The sequence below is a fragment of the Pseudomonas sp. DR 5-09 genome (assembly GCF_001655595.1).
GTDB classification, from domain to species: domain Bacteria; phylum Pseudomonadota; class Gammaproteobacteria; order Pseudomonadales; family Pseudomonadaceae; genus Aquipseudomonas; species Aquipseudomonas pharyngis.
Window position 1 is genome coordinate 5,358,200 of the sequence record NZ_CP011566.1, and the last position, 22,807, is coordinate 5,381,006.

At 60.7% G+C, this 22,807-nt stretch carries 24 protein-coding genes and 1 tRNA gene; 18 read left to right on the top strand and 7 right to left on the bottom strand.

Annotation, left to right across the window (positions count from 1 at the left end; genetic code table 11):
• The first annotated feature begins 2 nt into the window (after positions 1-2).
• From PDR5_RS24050 to PDR5_RS24095, 10 genes are read left to right on the top strand one after another with little or no spacing between them, the layout of a single operon-like run.
• Positions 3-965, top strand: coding sequence for a YbgA family protein (locus PDR5_RS24050; protein WP_064599366.1), 963 nt, complete (start codon positions 3-5; stop codon positions 963-965).
• Positions 965-1,906: a MerR family transcriptional regulator gene (locus tag PDR5_RS24055; protein WP_064599368.1), complete on the top strand. Its 942-nt coding sequence runs from the start codon at positions 965-967 to the stop codon at positions 1,904-1,906. Before PDR5_RS24050 ends, PDR5_RS24055 begins: the two co-directional genes overlap by 1 nt.
• Positions 1,907-1,926: 20 nt before the next feature.
• On the top strand, positions 1,927-3,372 hold the full coding sequence (phrB, locus tag PDR5_RS24060; protein ID WP_143491858.1) for a deoxyribodipyrimidine photo-lyase: 1,446 nt from the start codon (positions 1,927-1,929) through the stop codon (positions 3,370-3,372).
• Positions 3,365-3,787: a nuclear transport factor 2 family protein gene (locus tag PDR5_RS24065; protein WP_064599373.1), complete on the top strand. Its 423-nt coding sequence runs from the start codon at positions 3,365-3,367 to the stop codon at positions 3,785-3,787. The genes phrB and PDR5_RS24065 overlap by 8 nt, the downstream gene beginning before the upstream one ends.
• A complete protein-coding gene (locus PDR5_RS24070; protein ID WP_064599375.1) occupies positions 3,784-4,566 on the top strand; it encodes an SDR family NAD(P)-dependent oxidoreductase in 783 nt (260 codons plus the stop codon). Before PDR5_RS24065 ends, PDR5_RS24070 begins: the two co-directional genes overlap by 4 nt.
• The gene (locus PDR5_RS24075) at positions 4,563-5,810 is read left to right on the top strand and encodes an NAD(P)/FAD-dependent oxidoreductase (protein ID WP_064599377.1); all 1,248 of its coding nucleotides are present in this window, start codon (positions 4,563-4,565) and stop codon (positions 5,808-5,810) included. The genes PDR5_RS24070 and PDR5_RS24075 overlap by 4 nt, the downstream gene beginning before the upstream one ends.
• On the top strand, positions 5,807-6,622 hold the full coding sequence (locus tag PDR5_RS24080; RefSeq protein ID WP_064599379.1) for a DUF1365 domain-containing protein: 816 nt from the start codon (positions 5,807-5,809) through the stop codon (positions 6,620-6,622). The genes PDR5_RS24075 and PDR5_RS24080 overlap by 4 nt, the downstream gene beginning before the upstream one ends.
• Positions 6,609-7,880 carry an SAM-dependent methyltransferase gene (locus tag PDR5_RS24085; RefSeq protein WP_064599381.1) on the top strand — a complete coding sequence of 424 codons (1,272 nt, stop codon included), beginning with the start codon at positions 6,609-6,611 and terminating at the stop codon, positions 7,878-7,880. Before PDR5_RS24080 ends, PDR5_RS24085 begins: the two co-directional genes overlap by 14 nt.
• Positions 7,873-8,364, top strand: coding sequence for a DUF2878 domain-containing protein (locus PDR5_RS24090; protein ID WP_064599383.1), 492 nt, complete (start codon positions 7,873-7,875; stop codon positions 8,362-8,364). The genes PDR5_RS24085 and PDR5_RS24090 overlap by 8 nt, the downstream gene beginning before the upstream one ends.
• A gap of 52 nt (positions 8,365-8,416) precedes the next feature.
• Complete coding sequence (locus tag PDR5_RS24095; protein WP_011335918.1) at positions 8,417-8,722, top strand: YkgJ family cysteine cluster protein; 306 nt, start codon at positions 8,417-8,419, stop codon at positions 8,720-8,722.
• A gap of 54 nt (positions 8,723-8,776) precedes the next feature.
• Here the strand turns inward: PDR5_RS24095 and PDR5_RS24100 are convergent, their stop codons facing one another.
• From PDR5_RS24100 to hemA, 6 genes are all read right to left on the bottom strand, one after another.
• Positions 8,777-9,295, bottom strand: a complete 519-nt coding sequence (locus PDR5_RS24100; RefSeq protein ID WP_039766327.1) for an acyloxyacyl hydrolase — start codon at positions 9,293-9,295, stop codon at positions 8,777-8,779.
• 112 nt (positions 9,296-9,407) lie between these two features.
• Complete coding sequence (gene murI / locus PDR5_RS24105; RefSeq protein ID WP_064599385.1) at positions 9,408-10,199, bottom strand: glutamate racemase; 792 nt, start codon at positions 10,197-10,199, stop codon at positions 9,408-9,410.
• Positions 10,192-10,947, bottom strand: a complete 756-nt coding sequence (locus PDR5_RS24110; RefSeq protein WP_007951711.1) for a molybdopterin-synthase adenylyltransferase MoeB — start codon at positions 10,945-10,947, stop codon at positions 10,192-10,194. Before PDR5_RS24110 ends, murI begins: the two co-directional genes overlap by 8 nt.
• Positions 10,941-11,771, bottom strand: a complete 831-nt coding sequence (gene prmC, locus PDR5_RS24115) for a peptide chain release factor N(5)-glutamine methyltransferase (protein WP_064599387.1) — start codon at positions 11,769-11,771, stop codon at positions 10,941-10,943. Before prmC ends, PDR5_RS24110 begins: the two co-directional genes overlap by 7 nt.
• A complete protein-coding gene (gene prfA, locus PDR5_RS24120; RefSeq protein WP_007951714.1) occupies positions 11,772-12,854 on the bottom strand; it encodes a peptide chain release factor 1 in 1,083 nt (360 codons plus the stop codon). It abuts the gene before it with no gap.
• Entirely contained in the window at positions 12,851-14,137 is a 1,287-nt protein-coding gene (hemA, locus tag PDR5_RS24125; protein ID WP_007951716.1) for a glutamyl-tRNA reductase, read from the bottom strand. The genes prfA and hemA overlap by 4 nt, the downstream gene beginning before the upstream one ends.
• A gap of 182 nt (positions 14,138-14,319) precedes the next feature.
• Between hemA and PDR5_RS24130 the strand changes: the two genes are divergently transcribed.
• The 8 genes from PDR5_RS24130 to ychF all read left to right on the top strand — a co-directional run bounded on the left by PDR5_RS24130 (position 14,320) and on the right by ychF (position 21,244).
• A complete protein-coding gene (locus PDR5_RS24130) occupies positions 14,320-16,044 on the top strand; it encodes a tetratricopeptide repeat protein (RefSeq protein WP_039766343.1) in 1,725 nt (574 codons plus the stop codon).
• 3 nt (positions 16,045-16,047) lie between these two features.
• On the top strand, positions 16,048-16,665 hold the full coding sequence (gene lolB / locus PDR5_RS24135; protein WP_064599390.1) for a lipoprotein insertase outer membrane protein LolB: 618 nt from the start codon (positions 16,048-16,050) through the stop codon (positions 16,663-16,665).
• Positions 16,666-16,668: 3 nt separating this feature from the next.
• Positions 16,669-17,520 (top strand): 4-(cytidine 5'-diphospho)-2-C-methyl-D-erythritol kinase, encoded by an 852-nt coding sequence (gene ispE, locus PDR5_RS24140; protein WP_007951723.1) that lies wholly within the window; start codon positions 16,669-16,671, stop codon positions 17,518-17,520.
• Between the two features lie 37 nt (positions 17,521-17,557).
• Positions 17,558-17,632 (top strand) — tRNA-Gln (locus PDR5_RS24145).
• Between the two features lie 47 nt (positions 17,633-17,679).
• Complete coding sequence (locus tag PDR5_RS24150) at positions 17,680-18,621, top strand: ribose-phosphate pyrophosphokinase (protein WP_003171603.1); 942 nt, start codon at positions 17,680-17,682, stop codon at positions 18,619-18,621.
• A gap of 141 nt (positions 18,622-18,762) precedes the next feature.
• The gene (locus PDR5_RS24155; protein WP_011335926.1) at positions 18,763-19,365 is read left to right on the top strand and encodes a 50S ribosomal protein L25/general stress protein Ctc; all 603 of its coding nucleotides are present in this window, start codon (positions 18,763-18,765) and stop codon (positions 19,363-19,365) included.
• 171 nt (positions 19,366-19,536) lie between these two features.
• A complete protein-coding gene (gene pth / locus PDR5_RS24160; protein WP_007951726.1) occupies positions 19,537-20,121 on the top strand; it encodes an aminoacyl-tRNA hydrolase in 585 nt (194 codons plus the stop codon).
• A gap of 22 nt (positions 20,122-20,143) precedes the next feature.
• Positions 20,144-21,244 carry a redox-regulated ATPase YchF gene (gene ychF / locus PDR5_RS24165; protein WP_064599392.1) on the top strand — a complete coding sequence of 367 codons (1,101 nt, stop codon included), beginning with the start codon at positions 20,144-20,146 and terminating at the stop codon, positions 21,242-21,244.
• Positions 21,245-21,307: 63 nt separating this feature from the next.
• On the opposite strand, the gene PDR5_RS24170 is transcribed toward ychF, so the two are convergent.
• Entirely contained in the window at positions 21,308-22,525 is a 1,218-nt protein-coding gene (locus tag PDR5_RS24170) for an MFS transporter (RefSeq protein WP_064599394.1), read from the bottom strand.
• Positions 22,526-22,807: the final 282 nt, after the last annotated feature.

The following is a 22,807-nucleotide window of genomic DNA, read 5'->3' on the forward strand; positions in this document are numbered from 1 at the left end:
GCATGTCCGACTCATCGACGTCCCTACCGAAAATCGCCATCAGCGCCTGCCTGATGGGCGCCGAAGTGCGCTACAACGGTGGACACAAGGAATCGCGGCTGTGCAGCCGCACCCTGGCCGAGCATTTCGAATTCGTTCCCGTCTGTCCTGAGGTAGCGATTGGCCTGGGGATTCCCCGCGAGCCGATTCGTCTGGTGGGCGATCCGCAAAAGCCTGATGCAGTCGGCACCGTCAATCCGTCGATCAACGTCACCCAGCCATTGGCCGCCTACGGCGAGAAAATGGCGGGGGAACTCAATGACATCTGCGGCTACATCTTCATGCAGCAATCGCCGTCCTGCGGACTTGAGCGAGTCAAGGTCTACCACGCCAACGGCGCACCGGTGAATGGTGGCGGACGCGGCATTTACGCCGAGGCGTTCTGTGCACAGCATCCGGATCTGCCGGTGGAAGAAGCCGGACGCCTCAACGATCCTGTGCTGCGGGAGAACTTCATCACCCGCGTACTCGCCTACCGCGACTGGCAGCAAGTACTCAAGCAAGGCCTGAGCCGCCGCGTGCTCACCGAATTCCACTCGCGCTACAAATACCTGCTGATGGCGCACAACCCGGTGCAATACAAGGCGCTGGGCAATCTGCTGGGCAACATGGGCCAGACCGACCCGGCCGAGCTGGGCCCGCGCTATTTCAGCGAACTGATGGCGGCACTGAAAAAATGCGCCACGCGCCGCACCCACAGCAATGTCCTGCAGCACATCAGTGGCTACCTGAAACAGGCGATCAGCCCCGAAGACAAACAGGAAGTGCAGCACATCATCGGCCAGTACCGGCACGGCATCGTACCGCTGGTGGTGCCGTTGACCCTGCTCAAGCATCACTTTCGCCTCCACCCGGATCCCTACATTGCGCAGCAGGTTTACCTGCAACCGCATCCGGAAAACCTCAGCCTGCGAAACGCCATTTGATGAATGACTCACTCGACACCAGCGCCCGGGAAGACCTCGGCGCCGACTTCAAGAAAGCCCTCGACGAGGGCTGGCTGCCGATCCGCGAAGTCGCCCGTCAGACCGGCGTGAACGCCGTCACCCTGCGCGCCTGGGAACGGCGCTATGGGCTGATCGTTCCGCAGCGCACGCCCAAGGGTCATCGCTTGTACAACGCCGAGCATGTGCAACGTATCCATAACATCCTTACCTGGCTCAACCGTGGCGTAGCGGTCAGCCAGGTCAAACCGCTGCTCGACACCGCGCAGACGTTCAACGAACCGGCGCAGGACGAATGGCATCCACTGCGCCAGGCCGCCCTGATGGCGGTCACCCACCTGAACGAGCGCAGCCTCGACGACGGCATCAACCAGGCGATGGCGCTGTATCCGCCACGCACTCTGTGCGAGCAATTGCTGCTGCCGCTGGTAAGCGATCTTGAACAGCGCTGGCAGGGCCAGTTCGGCGCGCAGATGGAGCGCGTGTTCTTTTATGCCTGGTTGCGCAGCAAATTCGGCGCACGCATCTACCATAACAATCGTCAGTTGCGCACCGCGCCGCTGCTGCTGATTAACCAGTCGGACCTGCCACTGGAGCCGCATCTGTGGCTCTGCGCCTGGCTGATCAGCAGCGCCGATTGCCCGGTGCAGGTATTCGATTGGCCGCTGCCGGCCGGCGAACTGGCGTTGGCAACCGATACCCTGCAAGCCCGTGGCGTACTGCTGTATTCCAGCAAAGCCCTGAATCTGGCGCAGCTACCGAAACTGTTCAACGGTGTCAGCTGCCCGAAACTGATTGTCGGACCAACGGTGTGTATTCACCACGCCGAGTTGTCCGCAAAGACTTCCGAACTCGCTGATCTGTTCCTGGCCGAAGACCCTCTTTCGGCACATCGGGCACTCATTGAGCGTGGGTTGATTTAATGATTCCGACAGAGACCGACATGCAATTGATCTGGCTGCGCAGCGACTTGCGCCAACATGACAACACCGCCCTCGCGGCCGCCGCCGAACGCGGCCCGACCGTCGCCGTGTACCTGTTGAGCCCCGAGCAATGGCAGGAACATGACGACGCGCCGTGCAAGATCGATTTCTGGCTGCGCAATCTGCGTGAATTGAGCAAAAGCCTTGGCGACCTGAACATCCCGCTCCTGATCCGCACCGCGCCTCGCTGGGATCAGGCACCCGCCGTGCTGCTCGAACTGTGTCGGCAACTGAAGATCGAGGCGGTGCACGTCAACGAAGAATACGGCATCAACGAAAGCCGTCGCGACGAGGCAGTTGCCGAAGCGTTGCAAGCGGCAGGCATCACCTTCCACAGTTACCTCGACCAATTGCTGTTCAAGCCCGGCAGTGTGCTGACCCGGACCGGCACTTACTTTCAGGTGTTCAGCCAGTTCCGCAAGGTCTGCTACGAACGCTTGCACCGCTCGATGCCTTCGCTGAAACAGGCCCCGGGCAAACAATCGGCGTTGAACATCGACAGTGACCCCGTTCCAACAACCATCGAAGGGTTCCCGACACCCGGCGACTCCCTGCGCGCCTTGTGGCCCGCCGGTGAATCCGAAGCCCGGCGTCGCCTCGACACGTTCGCCGATGCACAGATCGACTACTACAAGAGCGAACGAGACTTCCCGGCCAAACCCGGCACCAGCCAGCTTTCGGCCTATCTGGCCGCCGGTGTGATCTCGCCGCGCCAATGCCTGCACGCTGCCCTGCAGAGCAATCAGGGCGAGTTCGAAAGCGGCAAGGTCGGCGCCGTCACCTGGATCAACGAACTGCTGTGGCGTGAATTCTACAAACACATCCTCGTCGGTTATCCGCGGGTTTCACGGCATCGCGCATTCCGTCCGGAAACCGAAGCCCTGGCCTGGCGCGACGCCCCGGAGGATCTGGCCGCCTGGCAAGAGGCGCGCACCGGCTTGCCGATCATCGATGCAGCCATGCGCCAACTGCTGGAAACCGGCTGGATGCACAACCGCCTGCGGATGGTAGTGGCGATGTTTCTGACCAAGAACCTGTTGATCGACTGGCGCGAAGGCGAGCGTTTCTTCATGCGCCACCTGATCGACGGCGATCTGGCCGCCAACAACGGCGGCTGGCAGTGGAGTTCCTCGACCGGCACCGATTCGGCGCCGTATTTCCGCATCTTCAACCCACTCAGCCAGTCGGAAAAATTCGACAGCGAAGGCCTGTTCATCAAGCACTGGCTGCCGGAGCTGGCCGGGCTGAACAAGAAAGAAGTGCACAACCCGGCCAGTGCTGGCGGGTTGTTCGGCGTCGCCGACTATCCGGCGCCGATCGTTAATCTGAATGCATCACGGGAGCGGGCGCTGGCAGCGTTCAAGAACCTGCCGTCGCGCGCGTCTCAAGGAGTGAGCGATGAGTGAATTCCTGCGCGGTTTCGCCCAGCGGTTCGCACAGTTGAACAAAGACAACTTGCGCACCCTGGACGGACTGTACAGCGAGGACATTCATTTCACCGATCCGCTGCACGAAGTGCAGGGGCTGACGAACCTGCGCGGTTACTTCAGCGAGTTGTACGCCAACGTCAACGAACTGCGCTTCGATTTCCACGGCTTCGACCAGATCGGCGAAGGCGAAGGCTATTTGCGTTGGGTCATGAGCTACCGCCACCCGTGTCTGAGCGGTGGGCAACTGATCCGCGTCGCCGGCTGCTCGCATCTGCTCTGGCGCGACAAGGTTTACCGCCACCGGGATTACTTCGATGCCGGGGCGCTGCTTTATGAACATTTACCCGTATTGGGTCGGGTGATCGCCTGGCTGAAAAGGAGATTGGGATGAGTCGTACAGCTCCACGTCGTTACTGGTTGACCGGTGCCAGCAGTGGCATCGGCGCAGCACTCGCGGAAGACATTCTCAAAAGCGGTGCACAGCTGGCGGTCAGTTCCCGCCAGGTCGCGCCGCTCAAGGTTCTGTCACAACGGTATCCGGGACAGGTTCTGGTGTTGCCCGGCGATCTGACCAACAGCCAGACCGTACGCGAAATTGGCGAACAGATAGCCGCGGACTGGGGCTCGCTGGATACCGTCATCCTCAATGCCGGGACCTGCGAATACGTCGACGCTCACCAGTTCGACGCCTCGATCATCGAGCACGTGGTGCGTACCAACCTGCTCGCCAGCAGCTATTGCATCGAAGCCGCCCTGCCCTTGCTGCGCAAAGGTACGGCACCGCATCTGGTGGGGATGGCCAGCTCGGTGACCTATGTGCCGCTGCCACGCGCCGAAGCCTATGGCGCATCGAAGGCCGGGCTGCGTTATCTGTTCGAATCCCTGCGCATCGACCTGGCCGGCGAAGGTATCGAAGTCACGGTGATCAGCCCCGGTTTCGTCGACACACCGCTGACTGCCAAAAATGATTTCCCGATGCCACTCAGCTGGCCTGCGGACAAAGCCGCGCGGCATATCTTCGCCAAGCTGAAGGATCGGCCGCTGGAGATCGCCTTCCCCGCACTGTTCATGGCAGCCCTGTGGCCCTTGTCGAAAATGCCCGCCCGCGTACAACTGGCGATTGGCAAACGCATGGTGCGCAGCAACCCGCCGCTCAGGGATGCAACATGAAAATCGCCATCGTCGGCAGCGGCATCGCCGGTTTGACCTGCGCGTACCTGCTCGCACGCCGACACGAAATCACCGTGTTCGAAGCAGACGCCCGGATCGGCGGCCATACGCACACGGTGCCGGTCACCGTAGACGGGCGCGAGTATTCGGTGGACACCGGCTTCATCGTGTTCAACGACTGGACGTATCCGAACTTCATTCGTTTGCTTGGCCAACTGGGTGTGACGTTCAAACCCACCGAGATGAGCTTTTCGGTCAACGATCCGGACACTGGCCTGGAATACAACGGCAACAACCTCAACAGCCTGTTCGCCCAGCGCAGCAATCTGCTGTCGCCCGGATTCTGGGGCATGTTGCGCGACATCCTGCGGTTCAACAAAGAGGCTCGGCGCGACCTTGCCGAACAGCGGATCGCCACCGACACCACCCTCGACGATTACCTCAAGGCCGGCGGGTACGGCGAGCGTTTCATCCTGCATTACATCGTGCCGATGGGCGCGGCGATCTGGTCGATGCCGATGGCCGAGATGCTTAATTTTCCGTTGCAGTTCTTCGTGCGTTTTTTCGAGAATCACGGGTTGCTGTCGATCAGCAACCGGCCGCAGTGGCAGGTGATCGAGGGTGGCTCAAGTGCTTACATCGCGCCGCTGACCGCGTCGTTCAAGGAACGGATCCGCCTGAACTGCCCGGTGGGTCGGATCGATCGCGACGCGCACGGCGTGGTTATCCACAGCCCGGCCGGCATCGAACGTTTCGACAAAGTGGTGCTGGCCTGTCACAGCGATCAGGCGTTGCGACTGCTGGGAAATCCTGACGATAAAGAACGGGAAATCCTCGGCGCCCTGCCCTACGCCGACAACGAAGTGGTGCTGCACACCGACACCCGTCTGCTGCCCACACGCAAACGGGCCTGGGCCAGCTGGAATTATCGCCTCGGCGGAGCGGGTCATACCCGGGCAGCCGTGACCTACGACATGAACATTCTGCAAGGCCTCAAGAGCGACACCACGTTCTGCGTCAGCCTTAACCAGAGCGCTGGCATCACGCCGTCCAAAGTGCTCGCACGCTTCACCTACGCCCACCCGCAATTCAGCCTCGCGGCCGTGGCGGCACAGCAGCGCTGGGCTGAAATCGACGGCGCGCAACACACGCATTATTGCGGCGCCTATTGGGCCAACGGTTTCCATGAGGACGGCGTGGTCAGCGCTTTGCGCGTGGCCGCGTCCTTTGGAGAAAGCCTGTGAACAGCGCGCTCTACAGTGGCTGGATCGCCCATCGGCGATTTGCCCCACGCCGTCATGAATTCCGTTACCGGATCGGCATGCTGTATCTCGATCTGGCTGAGCAGGAGACGGTGCTGGGCCTGTCCCGGCTGGCCGGTGCCAGCCGCTTTGCGCCGTTTTCATTTCGCGAAACCGATTACCTGAAAACCTTCACCGGCCGGGGTATACGCCTGAGCGATGCGGTGCGCCAGTTGGTCGGCGAAGCCCTGGGCCATGCGCCGCAAGGTTCGATCTGCCTGCTGACCCAGCCACGCAGCTGGGGCCTGTCGTTCAACCCGGTGAGTTTTTTCTATTGCCACGAGGCCGACGGCCAACTGGCGGCGATTCTCTGCGAAGTCCGCAACACGCCGTGGCGCGAGCGTTATCACTACGTGCTGCCGGCTCGAGCGCCGACTCAGCTTCAGGACTTTCACCAGCACTTTGCCGTGACCAAGGCCTTTCACGTGTCGCCGTTCCTGCCGCCGGACCTGGAATACCGCATGAGCTTCAGCCCTGCCGCGCAGACCCTGGGCGTGCACATGGCCGACTGGCAAGGCGAGCAAAAACTGTTCGACGCCACCCTCGATCTGCGACGCGTCCCCCTTGATCGGCGCCACTTGCACCGGCACCTGTGGCGCTTCCCCTGGATGACCGCCAAGACCGCGCTGGCGATTTATTGGCAGGCGCTGCGCCTGTTGCTCAAGCGCACCCCGGTGTATGACCACCAGCGTGCCGACGACCGCTTTCGAACCGCCACCGTACCGACCGAGGAACGCCACCATGAAATCCACTAGCGTCTCGGCCAAAGCCAGCCTGCTCAGCCCCCACGGCCTGAGCGGATCGCTGCTGCGCCGGGGAGTGCTGCGCAAGCTCGAGCAGCTCAAGCAGGGTCAACTGATCGTGATCGAGGACGGCGAACGCCACGTCTTTGGTACGCCGGGCAGCACGCTGGTGGGGGAAATTCAGGTGCTGGATCCCGCCGTCTGGGGGCTGGTCGCCGGCAATGGTTCGATCGGTGCCGGTGAGGCCTTTATTCATGGCTACTGGCGCTCGCCGGATCTGACGGCCGTAGTGCGTGTGTTCGTCAGCAACCTTGAAGTGCTCGACGCCATGGAAGGTGGCCTGGCCCGGCTCGGTCGCCCGCTGGTGCGCGGGCTGCACTGGCTCAACCGCAATACGCGCCAGGGCTCGCAGAAAAACATCGCCGCGCATTACGACCTCGGCAATGACCTGTTCGAGCAGTTCCTCGACCCGACCATGATGTATTCGGCTGCGCAGTTTCTCAGCCCCGACGACAGCCTGGAGCAGGCGCAACTGAACAAACTGGAGCGGATCTGCCAGAAACTCGCGCTCAAGCCCGGTGACCACCTTCTGGAAATCGGCACCGGCTGGGGCAGCATGGCGCTCTACGCGGCGCAGCACTACGGCTGCAAAGTCACCACCACCACGCTGTCGAAGGAGCAGTTCGCCTTCACCGCGGCCCGCATCGAACGCCTCGGTTTGCAGGATCAAGTGACGCTGCTGCTCAAGGACTACCGCGACCTCACCGGCCAGTACGACAAACTGGTGTCGATCGAAATGATCGAGGCGGTCGGCCACCGCTTCCTGCCGACCTACTTCAAGCAATGCGCGCACCTGCTCAAGAGCAACGGCCTGATGCTGCTGCAGGCGATCACCATCCGTGAACAGCGCTACGAACAGGCGCGCCGTGGCGTGGACTTCATCCAGCGCTACATTTTCCCCGGTGGCGCCCTGCCCTGCGTGCAGAAAATGCTCGAAATCGTCGGCCGCGACACCGACATGAACCTGTTGCACATGGAAGATTTCGGCCTGCATTACGCCCGCACCCTGCGTCTGTGGCACGAGAACTTTCGCCATGCACACGGCCGTCTGAGCGAACTGGGCTATGACGATTACTTCCTCAGGTTGTGGGAGTTCTACCTGTGTTACTGCGAGGGTGGATTCCTCGAGCGCACCATCGGCACCGCACAGCTGGTGCTGGCCAAACCGGCGGCGATGACCGCGCCTTTGCTGGGCCGGTTCGATGCTTGAGCGGTTGGCCAACGCGGTGCTGTTCCAGATCGGCTGGCTGGCCTGCGTGCTCGGCGGTAACAGTTTGTGGTTGCTGCTGGCGCTGGCGGTGCTGGTGATTCATCTGCGCTGGATCAGCAATTGGGCGCATGAAGGCCGATTGATCCTCAGCGTGGTGATTATCGGCACGGCGGTGGACAGCGTGTTGCGCGGCCTCGGGGTTTTCGATTTCAAGGATCTGTCGCCGCTGATTCCGCTGTGGCTGATGTTGCTGTGGGCGTTGTTCGCCACGACATTGCGTCATTGCCTGCAATGGAGCGCACGGCCGTGGTGGCTGGCCAGTCTGCTCGGCGCGGCGGGTGGCGCGCTGTCCTATGGCGCCGGCGGACGACTGGCCGGTGTGCAATTTCCTTTCGGTGAGTTACCGACCCTGATCGGCATCGCACTGCTGTGGGCGTTGCTGTTTCCGCTGCTGCACCAATTGTCCCGACGGCTGGCGCGCTAAACGCCTGTCAGGCCCTTCACACGGTCATCGGCCACTGCCGTACACTGGCGCCATGAAAACCATTCCCCATCGGCAAATCGCCGAACCCGTTGTCACCTGCTCGACCTGTGCAGCCTGCTGCTGTCAGCTCGAAGTGATGCTGATCACCGATACCGGCGTGCCCGAGCGTTTTATCGATACCGACGATTGGGGTGGAGAGGTGATGCTGCGTCTGGATGACGGCTGGTGCGCGGCGCTGGATCGCGACACGATGATGTGCACGATTTACGAGAAGCGCCCTCTGATCTGCCGCGAATTCGAAATGGGCGCTCCGGAATGCATCGACGAACGCCAGGGAATTGCCACGGCGTATCGCTGAATAAAAAAAGGAGCGCTAGGCGCTCCTTTTTTACGGGGCTGACTTTCTGGGGGCTTATAGCGGCATCGTGTAATGCAGTGCGTAGCTTTCCACCCCGTCGTTGTCGCTGCTCAGACCGGCGTTGGAATAGTGCGTCGCACGGATTCCCACCTCATGCCCGCCATTGAAGCGCAGGCCGAAACCGATACGGTCTTCGAACTGGAAAGAACCGCCGAGCTTGTTGTCTTCGTATTCGGTGTTGGAGAACAGCGCCACGCCGATCCCCGCCTCGACATACGGTTTGACCGACTGACCGGCAAACTCGTAAACAAATACCGGCGAGAACGACAGGCTGTTGTTGCTCGACGTCTTGTCGCCTTCCCAATAAGTGTAGGCACCGCTCCAGTAACCGGTCAGACGACCGACGTCACTTTGCAGCCAGCTCTTGTCCCAGTCGAAATTCATGCCCAGGCGATAAGTCATCGTCGAATCGCTGGTAGCACCCACTGCAAACTCGACGCCAGCAGCCTGTGCGGTAAAACTTTGCCCCATCAGTGCAGCCGCAATCGCGGCCAAGCAGAATAGTCGCTTCACTTTGAAACTTCCTTTTCCGGAACGATCGTTTGGTTTTCTAGGTCACTCTGCGCTATAGAAATCTGCGCTTGGTCAGAAGTTCAGCTGACTTTTTAGATATTTCACATTTTTTTTACAAAGTGAATCTTTTAACGTCGCCAACGACTTGGTCCAGCAGGACCAGGGTCTTGCGTAAAGACGCGGGATCGGCGCTGGTCCAGAATCTGACCGGCCGGTTCGGACCTTCGGCGAGCAGATCACGCTCGGCCAGCAGCCGCTGCAGTTGCCGCGCTACCGCCGCGCCGGTATCGATCAGGCTGATGCTCTCGGGGATCATCGACTTGAGCATCGGCTTGAGAAACGGGTAGTGGGTGCAGCCCAGAATGATCGTGTCGCAACCGCTGGCCAGTAGCGGGTCAACATAGTGCTTGAGCAATGCACGCAACTCGGCGCTGTGCAGATCGCCGCTTTCAATCCGCTCGACCAGTCCGGGACACGGCTGAGTGATGACCCGCACATCCGTGGCGAAGCGGTCGAGCAATGCGGCGAACTTGGCGCTCTGCAAGGTGCCGGTGGTGGCGAGTACGCCGACCACGCCGCTGCGGGTGGCCGCGGCGGCCGGTTTGACCGCTGGCTCCATCCCGACAATCGGCCAGTCGGGAAAGTCCCGGCGCAGATCGGCAACGCCGGCCACGGTCGCGGTATTGCACGCGATCACCAGCGCCTTGGCCCCCTGCTCGCGGAAAAAACCGGCCATCACGCTACAACGCTGGCGGATGAATTCCGGGGTTTTCTCGCCATAGGGAATATGGCCGCAATCGCCGAGGTACAGCAGTGATTCATTCGGCAGCAGGTGCTGGATTTCCGCCAGTACCGACACGCCACCGACGCCGGAGTCGAATACGGCGATCGGCGCTTCACGCATGCTGCGAACCACAAACGCTGCAACCGGGATCGCGCTTGACTCGCAGCTCACGAAAGCGCGAGCCCAGTGCATCGATCAACAGCAGACGGCCCACGAGCGGCTCACCGAACCCCGCCAGCAACTTCAAGGCTTCCAGCGCTTGCAGGCTGCCGACCAGACCGACCAGCGGCCCGACCACACCGGCTTCGCTGCAAGTCAGTTCGGCTTCGCTGCCGTGACCGTACAGGCAGTGGTAGCACGGGCTCTCGGCGCGACGTGGGTCGAACACCGAAAGCTGTCCTTCAAGGCGAATCGCCGCGCCGCTGACCAATGGCTTGCGCGCCGCCACACATGCGGCATTGACCGCTTCGCGAGTGGAGAAATTGTCCGAGCAGTCGAGCACCAGATCCACCGCCGCCACGGCTGCGGCGAGGGAATCCTCGTCCAGCGCCTGACGATGAGGCACCAGTTTGATTTCAGGATTGATCGCGCTCAGGCGCTTGAGCGCCGAGTCGACCTTGGTCATGCCGACGCTGTCGGTGTCGTGGATGATCTGGCGTTGCAGGTTGGTCAGGTCGACCGTGTCGAAATCCGCCAGGTGCAACTCACCGACACCCGCCGCCGCCAGATACAAGGCCACCGGCGCACCGAGACCGCCGAGGCCGACGATCAATACCCGGCTGTCCTTGAGCTTCAACTGTCCATCGATGTCGATGTGTTGCAGCAGGATCTGCCGACTGTAGCGCAACAATTCCTGATCATTCAGCACGGCAGGCGCCCCAGGCTGATCCGTTGATGGCCGCCCAGATCGGTGCGGCTGTGGACTTCGTCGAAACCTTGCGTCAGCAGCAGATCGCGCACGGCTTCGGCTTGATCATAGCCGTGTTCGAGCATCAGCCAGCCACCGGCCTCGAGATGGGCCGGCGCCTGGGCGATGATCAGCCGCAGATCGTCGAGCCCGTCGATGCCGGCCACCAAGGCGCTTTCCGGCTCGAAGCGCACATCGCCTTCCACCAGATGCGGATCGGCCGCTCGGATGTACGGCGGGTTGCTGATGATCAACTCGAAACGCTTGCCTTCGATGGCGCTGAACCAGTGGCTGCTCAGCACCGTTGCGTTATTCAGGTGCAGGCGCTGACGATTGCGCTCGGCCAAGGCCACGGCTTCCAGCACGCGATCCACGGCGGTGACCTTCCACGCCGGGCGCTCGCTGGCCAGAGCCAGGGCAATCGCCCCGCTGCCGGTGCCGAGGTCGAGCACTTTGGCCGGGGTCGCCGGCAACAATTCCAGTGCAGCTTCCACCAGCAGTTCGGTGTCCGGACGCGGGATCAGCGTGTGCGGTGCGACTTCCAGATCGAGCTTCCAGAAACCCTGCTGGCCCAGAATGTAGGCCACCGGCTCGCCGCTGCGGCGGCGTTGCAGGTACTCGGCGAAGACCAGTGCGGCTTCGCTGGGCACGATGCGCTCGGGCCAGGTGTGGAGAAAACTGCGCGACTTGCCCAGCGCGGCGGCCAGAAGCAATTCGGCGTCCAGACGCGCGCTGGGCGAATCCGGCAGTTCGGCGGCGCGCAACAGGCTGGCGATGATGGTCATTTACTCACCTATCGCTGCGAGCTGGTCAGCCTGGTATTCGGCCAGCAACGGCTCGATCACCGCTTCGACGCCACCGGCGAGGATTTCGTCGAGGGAATACAGGGTCAGGTTGACGCGATGATCGGTGACCCGGCCCTGGGCAAAGTTGTAGGTGCGGATGCGCTCGGAGCGGTCACCGGAACCCACCAGCAATTTACGTTCGCTGGCGATGGCGTTGGCCGCCGCAGCAGTCTGCTGGTCGTTGAGCTTGGCCGCCAGCCAGGCCATCGCCCGGGCACGGTTCTTGTGCTGGGAACGTTCTTCCTGGCACTCGACAACGGTGCCGGTCGGGATGTGGGTGATGCGGATCGCCGAGTCGGTGGTGTTGACGTGCTGACCACCGGCCCCGGAGGAGCGGTAAGTGTCGACGCGCAAATCCGCCGGGTTGATCTCGATGGCTTCACGCTCGTCCGGCTCGGGCAATACCGCCACGGTGCAGGCCGAGGTGTGGATACGGCCCTGGGATTCGGTGGCGGGTACACGCTGTACGCGGTGCGCGCCGGATTCGAATTTCAGCTTGCCGTAAACGTTGTCGCCTTCGATGCGGGCGATGACTTCTTTATAGCCGCCATGTTCGCCTTCGTTCTCCGAAAGGATTTCCACCCGCCAGCCACGCCGTTCGGCGTAACGCGAATACATGCGGAACAGGTCGCCGGAGAAGATCGCCGCCTCGTCGCCACCGGTGCCGGCGCGGATTTCGAGGAACACGTTGCGCCCGTCGTTGGGATCCTTGGGCAGCAGCATGCGTTGCAGGTCGGATTCCAGCGTGATCAGCAATTCCTTGGCTTCGCGGACTTCCTCCACGGCCATTTCACGCATGTCCGGGTCGCTGTCCTTGAGCAGCGCCTGCGCGCCTTCAAGATCGCTTTGTACGCCGAGCAACTTTTTATAGCCTTGTACCACCGGCTCAAGTTCGGCGTATTCCTTGGAATAGGCGCGGAACTTGGTCTGGTCGGAAATGACTTCGCCGTCGCCGAGCAGCGCGGTCAGTTCCTCGAAACGGTCCTGGAGAATGTCCAGCTTATTGAGCAGTGACGCTTTCATTGCGGTTTTTTATCCGAAAAGCTATCCGGTGAGCCCTCGAGGGCAAAGAGTTCCTGAGCCATGGCCAGCGCATCGAGGCGGCCTTCGGCAGAAAGCTTTTTCAACTGCACGCTCGGGGCGTGCAGGAGTTTGTTGGTCAGGCCGCGGGCCAATTGCCCGAGGACGTCTTCGGCGTTGCCGCCGTTGGCCAGCAGGCGCAGGGCCTTTTGCAGCTCTTCGTCGCGCAGGCGTTCGCTCTGTTGACGATAGGCCTTGAGCACATCGACCGCCGCCAGCTCGCGCAGGCGCACCATAAAATCGTCGGCGCCGACCGAAACCATCTCTTCGGCCGCCTGCGCTGCACCCTGACGGCTCTTGAGGTTTTCGGCGACTACTTCGTGCAGATCGTCGACGCTATAGAGGTAAACGTCGTCGAGTTCGCCGACTTCCGGCTCGATGTCACGGGGAACGGCGATGTCGACCATGAAGATCGGCTTATGCTTGCGCAGCTTCAGCGCACTTTCCACCGCACCTTTACCTAGGATCGGCAACTGACTGGCGGTGGAGCTGATAACGATATCGCTGCGCACCAGTTCAGCCGGGATGTCCGACAGCAACACCGCGTGGGCACCGAACTGTTCGGCCAGCAGGCTGGCGCGCTCCAGGGTCCGGTTGGCGACCACGATACGCTTGACCCCCAGCTCGTGCAGATGACGGGCGACCAGGGTGATGGTCTCGCCGGCACCGATCAGCAGGGCCTGGCTGCGTTGCAGGTCGCTGAAAATCTGTTTGGCCAGGCTGACGGCGGCAAACGCCACGGATACCGGGTTTTCACCGATGGCAGTGTCGGTGCGCACCTGCTTGGCGGCATTGAAGGTCGCCTGGAACAGTCGCCCGAGCAGCGGCCCGATGGTGCCGGCCTCGCGGGCCACGGCGTAGGCCGATTTCATCTGGCCGAGAATCTGCGGTTCGCCCAGCACCAGCGAGTCGAGCCCGGAGGCGACGCGCATCATGTGACGAACGGCCGCATCGTCTTCATGCACATAAGCACTCGCGCGCAGCTCATCGAGGCTTAAATGGTGATAGTCGGCCAGCCAGCGCAGCACGATATCGGCCGACAGCTGATCCTGTTCTATATACAGCTCACTGCGATTGCAGGTGGAGAGGATCGCAGCTTCGCGGCTGTCGGTGAGTCGGCAGAGCTGCTGCAAGGCCTCCACCAGCTGCTCAGGGGTAAAGGCCACGCGCTCGCGGACGTCTACTGAAGCAGTCTTGTGGTTGATACCGAGTGCAAGGAAGGCCATTCAAGGTCGCTGATGATGACGTGAAGCCGGCAATTGTCCTACTTCGTCAGATTCAGAACAACTACCGCTGACTATTGTCCCAATTGCCGGCCCCTATAATGGCCACAATCGAGACTCGGTTATGTTTGGCCGAAGGCTTGTGTCATGATGATCCGACCGCAGGTTAGTCGTCCTCTTCCTATATGAATAGATCTTCCGCGTTGCTCCTCGCTTTTGTCTTCCTCAGCGGCTGCCAGGCCTTGGCCCCCGTTCCGCAGGACGGTGCCTCACCGGTCGAAGACACCACGCCGGCCCCTGAAAAGCCCAAGGTTTACAGCTCGTTCAGCCAGGAGACGGTGTTCAGCCTGCTGAGCGCCGAGCTCGCTGGTCAGCGCAATCGTTTCGATATTGCCCTGGACAACTACGTGACCCAGGCCATCAATACCCAGGATCCGGGTGTTTCCGAGCGTGCGTTCCGCATCGCCGAGTACCTGGGCGCCGACCAGCCGGCCCTCGATACCGCGCTGATCTGGGCGAAAAACGCCCCGGACGACCTCGAAGCGCAACGCGCCGCCGCCGTGCAACTGGCCCGCGCCGGGCGCTATGACGACTCGATGGTCTATATGGAGAAAGTCCTGCAGGGCAAGGGCGACACCCATTTCGACTTCCTCGCGCTGTCGGCTGCCGACACCGATCAGGAAACCCGCAACGGCCTGATGAAAAGCTTCGACCGCCTGTTGCAGCGTCACCCGAACAACAATCAGCTGATTTTCGGCAAGGCCCTGCTGATGCAGCAGGATGGCGACACCAAAGGTGCCCTTGCCCTGCTCGAAGACCATCCGCCGGAAGACGGCGAGATCGCCCCGATCCTGCTGCGCGCACGCCTGCTGCAAGGGCTGAATCGTGGCGACGAAGCCTTGCCGCTGTTGCAGAAAAGCATCAAAAAATACCCGGACGACAAGCGCCTGCGCCTGACCTACGCGCGGATGCTGGTGGAACAGGACCGGATGGACGACGCCAAGGTCGAGTTCTCCACCCTGGTTCAGCAATACCCGGAAGACGACGAACTGCGTTATTCCCTGGCGCTGGTCTGCCTGGAAGCCAAGGCCTGGGACGAGGCCAAGGGCTATCTGGAAGACCTGATCGCCCGGGAAAGCCATGTCGACTCGGCGCACCTGAACCTGGGCCGCATTGCCGAAGAGCGCAACGACCCGCAAGGCGCGCTCATCGAGTATGCCCAGGTCGGCCCGGGCAACGACTATCTGCCGGCGCAACTGCGTCAGGCCGATATTCTGATGAACAACGGCAAGACCGCCGAAGCCCAGAGCAAACTGGCCGCCGAGCGTGACGAGCAGCCGGATTACGCGATCCAGCTGTACCTGATCGAAGCCGAAACCCTGTCCGCCAATAATCAGGGCGACAAGGCCTGGAAAGTCCTGCAACAAGCCTTGCAGCAGTACCCGGACGATCTGAATCTGCTTTACACCCGCGCGATGCAGGCGGAAAAACGCAATGACCTGGCGCAGATGGAAAAAGACCTGCGCCTGATCATCAAGCGCGATCCGGACAACGCCATGGCCCTCAACGCCCTCGGCTACACGCTGTCCGACCGCACCACCCGCTACGCTGAAGCCAAGGCGCTGATCGAGCAGGCGCACCAGATCAACCCGGAAGACCCGGCCGTGCTCGACAGCCTCGGCTGGGTGAACTTTCGCATGGGCAATCTGGAGGACGCCGAGAAATACCTGCGTCAGGCCCTCGAGCGCTTCCCCGATCATGAGGTCGCCGCGCATCTGGGCGAAGTGCTGTGGGCCAAGGGCAAACAGCGCGAAGCAAAACAAATCTGGGGCAAGTTCCTCAAAGACCAGCCTGACAGCACCATCCTGCGCAGCACCATCAAGCGCCTGACCGGATCCGAGACTCTTTAACTCATGTTTTTGCGCCACATCATAGTTTTCAGCTTCATCGCCCTGCTCGCCGGTTGCGCGGGCTTCGGCTCCCGTGAATCGGTCGAAGGCCACGGCAATCCGGCACAGTGGGCCGCGAACAAACAGCAACTGACCGGCCTCGACGGCTGGCAGATCGACGGCAAGATCGGCATCCGCGCCCCGAAAGATTCGGGCAGCGGCACGCTGTTCTGGCTGCAACGTCAGGATTACTACGACATCCGCCTGTCCGGCCCGCTGGGTCGTGGCGCGGCGCGACTGACCGGCCGTCCGGGCGCAGTGTCGCTGGAAGTGGCGAATCAGGGCCGTTATGAAGCGCCGACTCCGGAAGCGCTGGTCGAAGAGCAACTGGGCTGGAAACTGCCGGTCTCACATCTGGCCTGGTGGGTTCGAGGCCTCCCGGCACCGGACAGCAAAAGCCGTCTGACCCTGGACGGCAACAGCCGTCTGGCCAATCTGGATCAGGATGGCTGGCAGGTCGAATACCTCAGCTATGCCGAACAGAACGGTTACTGGCTGCCCGAGCGAATCAAGCTGCACGGCACCGATCTGGACGTGACGCTGGTCATCAAGACCTGGCAACCGCGCAAATTGGGGCAATAACGCATGACCGCTCCACGCCTCACTCTGCCCTCGCCGGCCAAACTCAATCTGATGCTGCACATTCTCGGTCGTCGTGAAGACGGTTATCACGAGTTGCAGACGCTTTTTCAGTTCCTCGACTACGGCGACGAAATCACCTTCGCCGTGCGTGACGACGGCGTGATTCGCCTGCACACCGAATTCGACGGCGTGCCCCACGACAGCAACCTGATCGTGCGCGCGGCGAAGAAACTGCAGGAACAATCCGGCTGCTCGCTCGGCATCGATATCTGGATCGACAAGATCCTGCCGATGGGCGGCGGCATTGGTGGCGGCAGCTCGAATGCGGCCACCACCCTGCTCGGCCTCAATCACTTATGGCAACTGGGTTGGGATGAAGATCGCCTGGCAGCACTGGGCCTGACACTGGGCGCGGACGTGCCGGTGTTCGTGCGTGGCCACGCAGCTTTCGCCGAAGGTGTCGGCGAGAAACTGACCCCGGTCGAGCCCGCCGAACCGTGGTACGTCGTGCTCGTTCCGCAAGTCTCTGTTAGTACGGCAGAAATTTTTTCAGATCCTTTGTTGACACGTAACACGCCGCCCATTAAAGTGCGCCCCGTTCCCGAGGGAAACAGTCGAAATGACTGCTTGCCGGTGGTCTCGAGGCGTTATCCAGAAGTACGTAACGCATTGAATTTGTTAGGTAATTTTACCGAAGCAAAACTCACCGGAACTGGAAGTTGTGTGTTTGGGGGCTTCCCAAGCAAAGCTGAAGCTGATAAAGTCTCGGCCCTTCTGACAGAGACCCTTACAGGGTTTGTAGCAAAAGGAAGCAACGTTTCGATGTTGCATCGCAAGCTGCAAAGTCTGCTCTAAAGGAATCAAGTGCCCGGCACTTGCAAGCAACAGATACAGGGGCGTCGCCAAGCGGTAAGGCAGCAGGTTTTGATCCTGCCATGCGTTGGTTCGAATCCAGCCGCCCCTGCCATTTTCCTATACTCATCCAGGTATACCCTCAGCCTTCAGGTACTGCGCGTGTCCAAGATGATGGTCTTTACGGGGAACGCTAACCCCGATCTGGCTCGGCGTGTCGTACGTCAGCTGCATATCCCTCTCGGTGACATCTCTGTCGGTAAATTCTCCGACGGCGAAATTACAGCCGAGATCAATGAAAACGTTCGCGGTAAAGACGTCTTCATTATTCAGCCGACTTGCGCTCCGACCAACGATAACCTGATGGAACTGGTAGTGATGGCTGATGCCTTCCGCCGCTCCTCGGCTACTCGTATCACTGCTGTTATTCCTTATTTTGGTTATGCCCGTCAGGATCGCCGTCCGCGTTCCGCACGTGTGGCTATCAGCGCGAAAGTCGTTGCTGACATGCTCACCGTAGTCGGCATCGACCGTGTTCTCACGGTTGATCTGCATGCTGACCAGATTCAGGGCTTCTTCGATATTCCGGTAGATAACATCTACGGCTCCCCGGTTCTGGTGGATGACATCGAAGATCAGCGCTTCGAGAACCTGATGATCGTGTCCCCGGACATTGGTGGCGTCGTGCGTGCACGTGCCGTTGCCAAATCCCTGGGCGTGGATCTCGGGATCATCGACAAACGCCGTGAGAAAGCCAATCACTCTGAAGTGATGCATATCATCGGTGATGTCGAAGGGCGTACCTGCATCCTGGTCGATGACATGGTCGATACCGCCGGCACCCTGTGCCACGCGGCCAAGGCCCTGAAAGAGCATGGCGCAGCCAAGGTCTTTGCCTACTGCACACACCCTGTGCTGTCGGGTCGGGCCATCGAGAATATCGAAAATTCCGTGCTGGACGAGCTGGTGGTCACTAACACCATCCCGCTGTCCGCTGCAGCACAAGCCTGTGCACGTATCCGCCAACTGGATATCGCACCGGTTGTTGCCGAAGCGGTTCGCCGCATCAGCAATGAAGAATCGATCAGCGCGATGTTCCGTTAAGGGCCCTGCCCTTCTCGAAATGTCTCGTTGACGAAAAGCGCCCCGCCCCGGCATTTCTGCCGGGGCGGGGCTTTTTTGCCCATACCGTGTTCGGCGCTGGTCGCAAACGCCACTCGGTCATGGCTATTTTGGAGATACAAAATGAACGATTTTACTTTGAATGCTGAACTGCGTTCCGACCTGGGGAAAGGTGCGAGCCGCCGCCTGCGTCGTCTCGCTGCCCTGGTTCCAGCTGTTGTTTACGGTGGCGACAAAGCCCCTGAATCCATCAGCATGCTGGCCAAAGAAGTTGCCAAACTGCTCGAAAACGAAGCTGCCTACAGCCACGTTATCGAACTGAACGTTGGTGGCACCAAGCAGAACGTGATCATCAAGGCTCTGCAACGTCACCCGGCCAAAGGCCACGTGATGCACGCTGACTTCGTACGCGTTGTAGCTGGCCAGAAACTGACCGCTATCGTTCCTGTGCACTTCATCAACGAAGCTGCTCCAGTGAAGAAAGGCGGCGAAATCTCGCACGTTGTTGCCGAGATCGAAGTTTCCTGCCTGCCGAAAGATCTGCCTGAGTTCATCGAAGTCGACCTGGCTAACGCTGAAATCGGCACCATCGTTCACCTGTCGGACATCAAGGCTCCTAAAGGCGTTGAGTTCGTTGCTCTGGCACACGGCGATGACAAGGCTGTTGCCAACGTCCACGCTCCACGTGTTGCTCCAGAAGCTACCGAAGAAGGCGCAGCAGAGTAATTCACTCTGTCATGCCTGAGTGAGCAGGTAACATCGCGGACTGGAACGTAGCGAGAAAGCGGGCGGGAACGCGGAGTTTACATCCATGGTAAATGAGCATTTTTCGTCCACTTTCGCCGCCTTCCCTGATCGCGGCGATGTTATCCACCACTCAAAGGAAGGGCCCCTATCGTGACTGCCATCAAACTGATCGTTGGCCTGGGAAATCCAGGCGCTGAATACGAGCAGACCCGGCATAACGCAGGGGCCCTTTTTGTTGAGCGCATCGCCCACGCACAGAATGTGAATCTCGTGGCCGATCGCAAGTATTTCGGCCTGACCGGGCGTTTTTCGCATCAGGGTCAGGATGTTCGTCTGCTGATTCCCACCACCTACATGAACCGCAGCGGCCAGGCCGTGGCGGCACTCGCCGGTTTCTTCCGCATCAAGCCTGAAGAGATCCTGGTGGCACACGACGAACTCGATCTGCCTCCGGGCGTCGCCAAACTCAAAGTCGGCGGCGGCCATGGCGGTCACAACGGGTTGCGCGACATCATTGCGCAATTGGGCAATCAGAATACGTTCCACCGCCTGCGGCTTGGCATTGGCCACCCGGGCGTCGCCAGTATGGTTTCAAATTTCGTCCTGGGTCGTGCGCCACGCGCCGAACAGGAAAAACTCGATGCCAGCATCGACTTTGCCCTCGGCGTGCTGCCGGATATCCTCGCCGGTGAATGGAACCGCGCGATGAAAAACCTGCACAGCCAGAAGGCCTGACTCTAATCCGAGGGGAAACACCATGGGATTCAATTGCGGCATCGTCGGCCTGCCTAACGTCGGCAAGTCCACCCTGTTCAACGCCCTGACCAAATCCGGGATCGCGGCCGAGAACTTCCCCTTCTGCACCATCGAGCCGAACAGCGGCATCGTGCCGATGCCGGATCCGCGTCTGGACGCTCTGGCGGCCATCGTCAATCCGAAGCGCATCCTGCCGACCACCATGGAATTCGTCGACATCGCGGGCCTGGTTGCCGGCGCGTCGAAAGGTGAAGGTCTGGGCAACAAGTTCCTGGCCAACATCCGCGAAACCGACGCGATCGCCCACGTCGTGCGCTGCTTCGAAGACGATAACGTGATCCACGTTTCCAACAGCGTCGACCCGAAGCGCGACATCGAAATCATCGACCTGGAACTGATCTTCGCCGACCTCGACAGCTGCGAGAAGCAACTGCAGAAAGTCGCGCGCAACGCCAAGGGCGGTGACAAGGATGCAGTGGCCCAGAAGGCTCTGCTGGAACAACTGATCCCGCACTTCAGCGAAGGCAAGCCTGCGCGCAGCCTGATGAAGAACATGAGCGCCGACGAAAAAGCGATCATCAAGGGCTTCCACCTGCTGACCACCAAGCCGGTCATGTACATCGCCAACGTCGCTGAAGACGGTTTCGAGAACAACCCGCATCTGGACGTGGTCAAGGCCATCGCCGAAGAAGAAGGCGCGATGGTTGTTCCGGTCTGCAACAAGATCGAAGCGGAAATCGCCGAGCTGGACGACGGCGAAGAGAAAGACATGTTCCTCGAGGCCCTGGGCCTGGAAGAGCCTGGCCTGAACCGCGTGATCCGCGCCGGCTACGAAATGCTGCACCTGCAGACCTACTTCACCGCCGGTGTCGAAGAAGTCCGCGCCTGGACCGTCCGCGTCGGTGCCACCGCACCGCAAGCCGCCGGCGTGATCCACACCGACTTCGAGAAAGGCTTCATCCGCGCCGAAGTGATCGCCTACAACGACTTCATCCAGTACAAGGGCGAAGCAGGCACCAAGGAAGCCGGTAAATGGCGCCTGGAAGGCAAAGACTACATCGTCAAGGACGGCGACGTGATGCACTTCCGCTTCAACGTGTAAAAGCTGCACCCATGAAAAAGCCGCGTTTGATACGCGGCTTTTTTGTGCCTGAAATTCGGCCCGTCAGGCCTTCTTGGTTCTTGGCAGGAAGATCGCCAGCACCCCGAACAGCGGCAGGAACGAGCACAGGAAGTACACGTATTCGATGCCGTGAATGTCCGCCAGATGCCCGAGCAACGCAGCACCAATCCCGCCGAAACCGAACATCAGTCCGAAGAACACCCCGGCAATCATTCCGACATTGCCTGGCACCAGTTCCTGCGCGTACACCACAATCGCCGAGAACGCCGAAGCCAGGATGAAGCCGATCACCACGCTAAGGACGCTGGTCCAGAACAGGTCGACATGGGGCATGAGCAGCGTGAACGGTGCCACGCCGAGGATCGAGAACCAGATCACCGCCTTGCGCCCGATCTTGTCGCCAATCGGCCCGCCAAAGAACGTACCCGCCGCCACCGCGCCGAGGAACAGGAACAGATGCAGCTGCGAACTGGCCACCGACAGGTCGAACTTCTCGATCAGGTAGAAGGTGAAGTAACTGGTCAGGCTGGCCATGTAGAAATACTTGGAGAACACCAGCAGCCCCAGCACCACCAGCGCACTGACCACCCTGCCCTTCGACAGTCCATGAGTGGCGGCCTGGCCGGCCTTGAGCTTGAACAGGTTCAGGTGATGGGCGTACCAGCGACTGATGCGATAGAGCACGAACAACGCAAACACCGCGAACAGCCCGAACCAGGCCACATTGCCCTGCCCGAAAGGAATGATGATCGCCGCTGCCAGCAACGGGCCGAAGGCCGAACCGGCGTTACCACCGACCTGAAAGGTCGATTGCGCCAGACCGAAACGCCCGCCCGACGCCAGACGCGCGATGCGGGAAGCTTCAGGGTGGAAGGTCGAAGAGCCGATGCCGATCAGCGCCGCCGCCAGCAAGATAAGAGGGAAACTGCCAACCACCGACATCATCACAATGCCGATCAACGTGCACACGGAACCGGCGGGCAGCAGCCACGGTTTCGGATGCCGGTCGGTGTGATAACCGACCCACGGCTGCAACAGCGACGCGGTCAACTGAAAGGTCAGGGTAATCAGGCCGACCTGGGTAAAACTCAAACCATAGTTGGCCTTGAGCATCGGATAGATCGACGGCAGCACCGACTGGATCAGGTCATTGATCAAATGCGCCAGCGCCACCGCGCCGATGATGCGCATCACCAGTGGACTGCTCTGGGGAGGAGCGGACGCCGAGGCAGCGGCGGTCTGAACGTTGCTGATAGCCATGGGAATTTCCGGACTGCAGATGGGTGCACGCGGGCAGGTGCGTCAATGTGCCATTTTTCGGTGCGCCAGCGCCATCCCCTTAGCCAGCTAACGAACTATTCAGTCGTCGCGCCGCAAGTGATAGCGCAACGCCATGGTCTGAATCTTGCCTTGCTTATCCGCTTGAACGCGGCGCCCTTACAAAGGGCATCGAGAATGGGAAGTTTCGCTACAGAGCCGGCCTACAGAGCGGGCAAGGGTGAACTTTCGAGGCCTTTTAGCAGGGCACCAGTCACGGTCGCA

Excerpts from the sequence above, each read along its gene's own strand:
- PDR5_RS24050 (WP_064599366.1), top strand. The coding sequence starts at position 3 with ATGTCCGACTCATCGACGTCCCTACCGAAAATCGCCATCAGCGCCTGC.
- PDR5_RS24055 (WP_064599368.1), top strand. The coding sequence starts at position 965 with ATGAATGACTCACTCGACACCAGCGCCCGGGAAGACCTCGGCGCCGAC.
- phrB (WP_143491858.1), top strand. The coding sequence starts at position 1,927 with ATGCAATTGATCTGGCTGCGCAGCGACTTGCGCCAACATGACAACACC.
- PDR5_RS24065 (WP_064599373.1), top strand. The coding sequence starts at position 3,365 with ATGAGTGAATTCCTGCGCGGTTTCGCCCAGCGGTTCGCACAGTTGAAC.
- PDR5_RS24070 (WP_064599375.1), top strand. The coding sequence starts at position 3,784 with ATGAGTCGTACAGCTCCACGTCGTTACTGGTTGACCGGTGCCAGCAGT.
- PDR5_RS24075 (WP_064599377.1), top strand. The coding sequence starts at position 4,563 with ATGAAAATCGCCATCGTCGGCAGCGGCATCGCCGGTTTGACCTGCGCG.
- PDR5_RS24085 (WP_064599381.1), top strand. The coding sequence starts at position 6,609 with ATGAAATCCACTAGCGTCTCGGCCAAAGCCAGCCTGCTCAGCCCCCAC.
- PDR5_RS24090 (WP_064599383.1), top strand. The coding sequence starts at position 7,873 with ATGCTTGAGCGGTTGGCCAACGCGGTGCTGTTCCAGATCGGCTGGCTG.
- PDR5_RS24095 (WP_011335918.1), top strand. The coding sequence starts at position 8,417 with ATGAAAACCATTCCCCATCGGCAAATCGCCGAACCCGTTGTCACCTGC.
- murI (WP_064599385.1), bottom strand. The coding sequence starts at position 10,199 with ATGCGTGAAGCGCCGATCGCCGTATTCGACTCCGGCGTCGGTGGCGTG.
- prmC (WP_064599387.1), bottom strand. The coding sequence starts at position 11,771 with ATGACCATCATCGCCAGCCTGTTGCGCGCCGCCGAACTGCCGGATTCG.
- prfA (WP_007951714.1), bottom strand. The coding sequence starts at position 12,854 with ATGAAAGCGTCACTGCTCAATAAGCTGGACATTCTCCAGGACCGTTTC.
- hemA (WP_007951716.1), bottom strand. The coding sequence starts at position 14,137 with ATGGCCTTCCTTGCACTCGGTATCAACCACAAGACTGCTTCAGTAGAC.
- PDR5_RS24130 (WP_039766343.1), top strand. The coding sequence starts at position 14,320 with ATGAATAGATCTTCCGCGTTGCTCCTCGCTTTTGTCTTCCTCAGCGGC.
- lolB (WP_064599390.1), top strand. The coding sequence starts at position 16,048 with ATGTTTTTGCGCCACATCATAGTTTTCAGCTTCATCGCCCTGCTCGCC.
- ispE (WP_007951723.1), top strand. The coding sequence starts at position 16,669 with ATGACCGCTCCACGCCTCACTCTGCCCTCGCCGGCCAAACTCAATCTG.
- PDR5_RS24155 (WP_011335926.1), top strand. The coding sequence starts at position 18,763 with ATGAACGATTTTACTTTGAATGCTGAACTGCGTTCCGACCTGGGGAAA.
- ychF (WP_064599392.1), top strand. The coding sequence starts at position 20,144 with ATGGGATTCAATTGCGGCATCGTCGGCCTGCCTAACGTCGGCAAGTCC.
- PDR5_RS24170 (WP_064599394.1), bottom strand. The coding sequence starts at position 22,525 with ATGGCTATCAGCAACGTTCAGACCGCCGCTGCCTCGGCGTCCGCTCCT.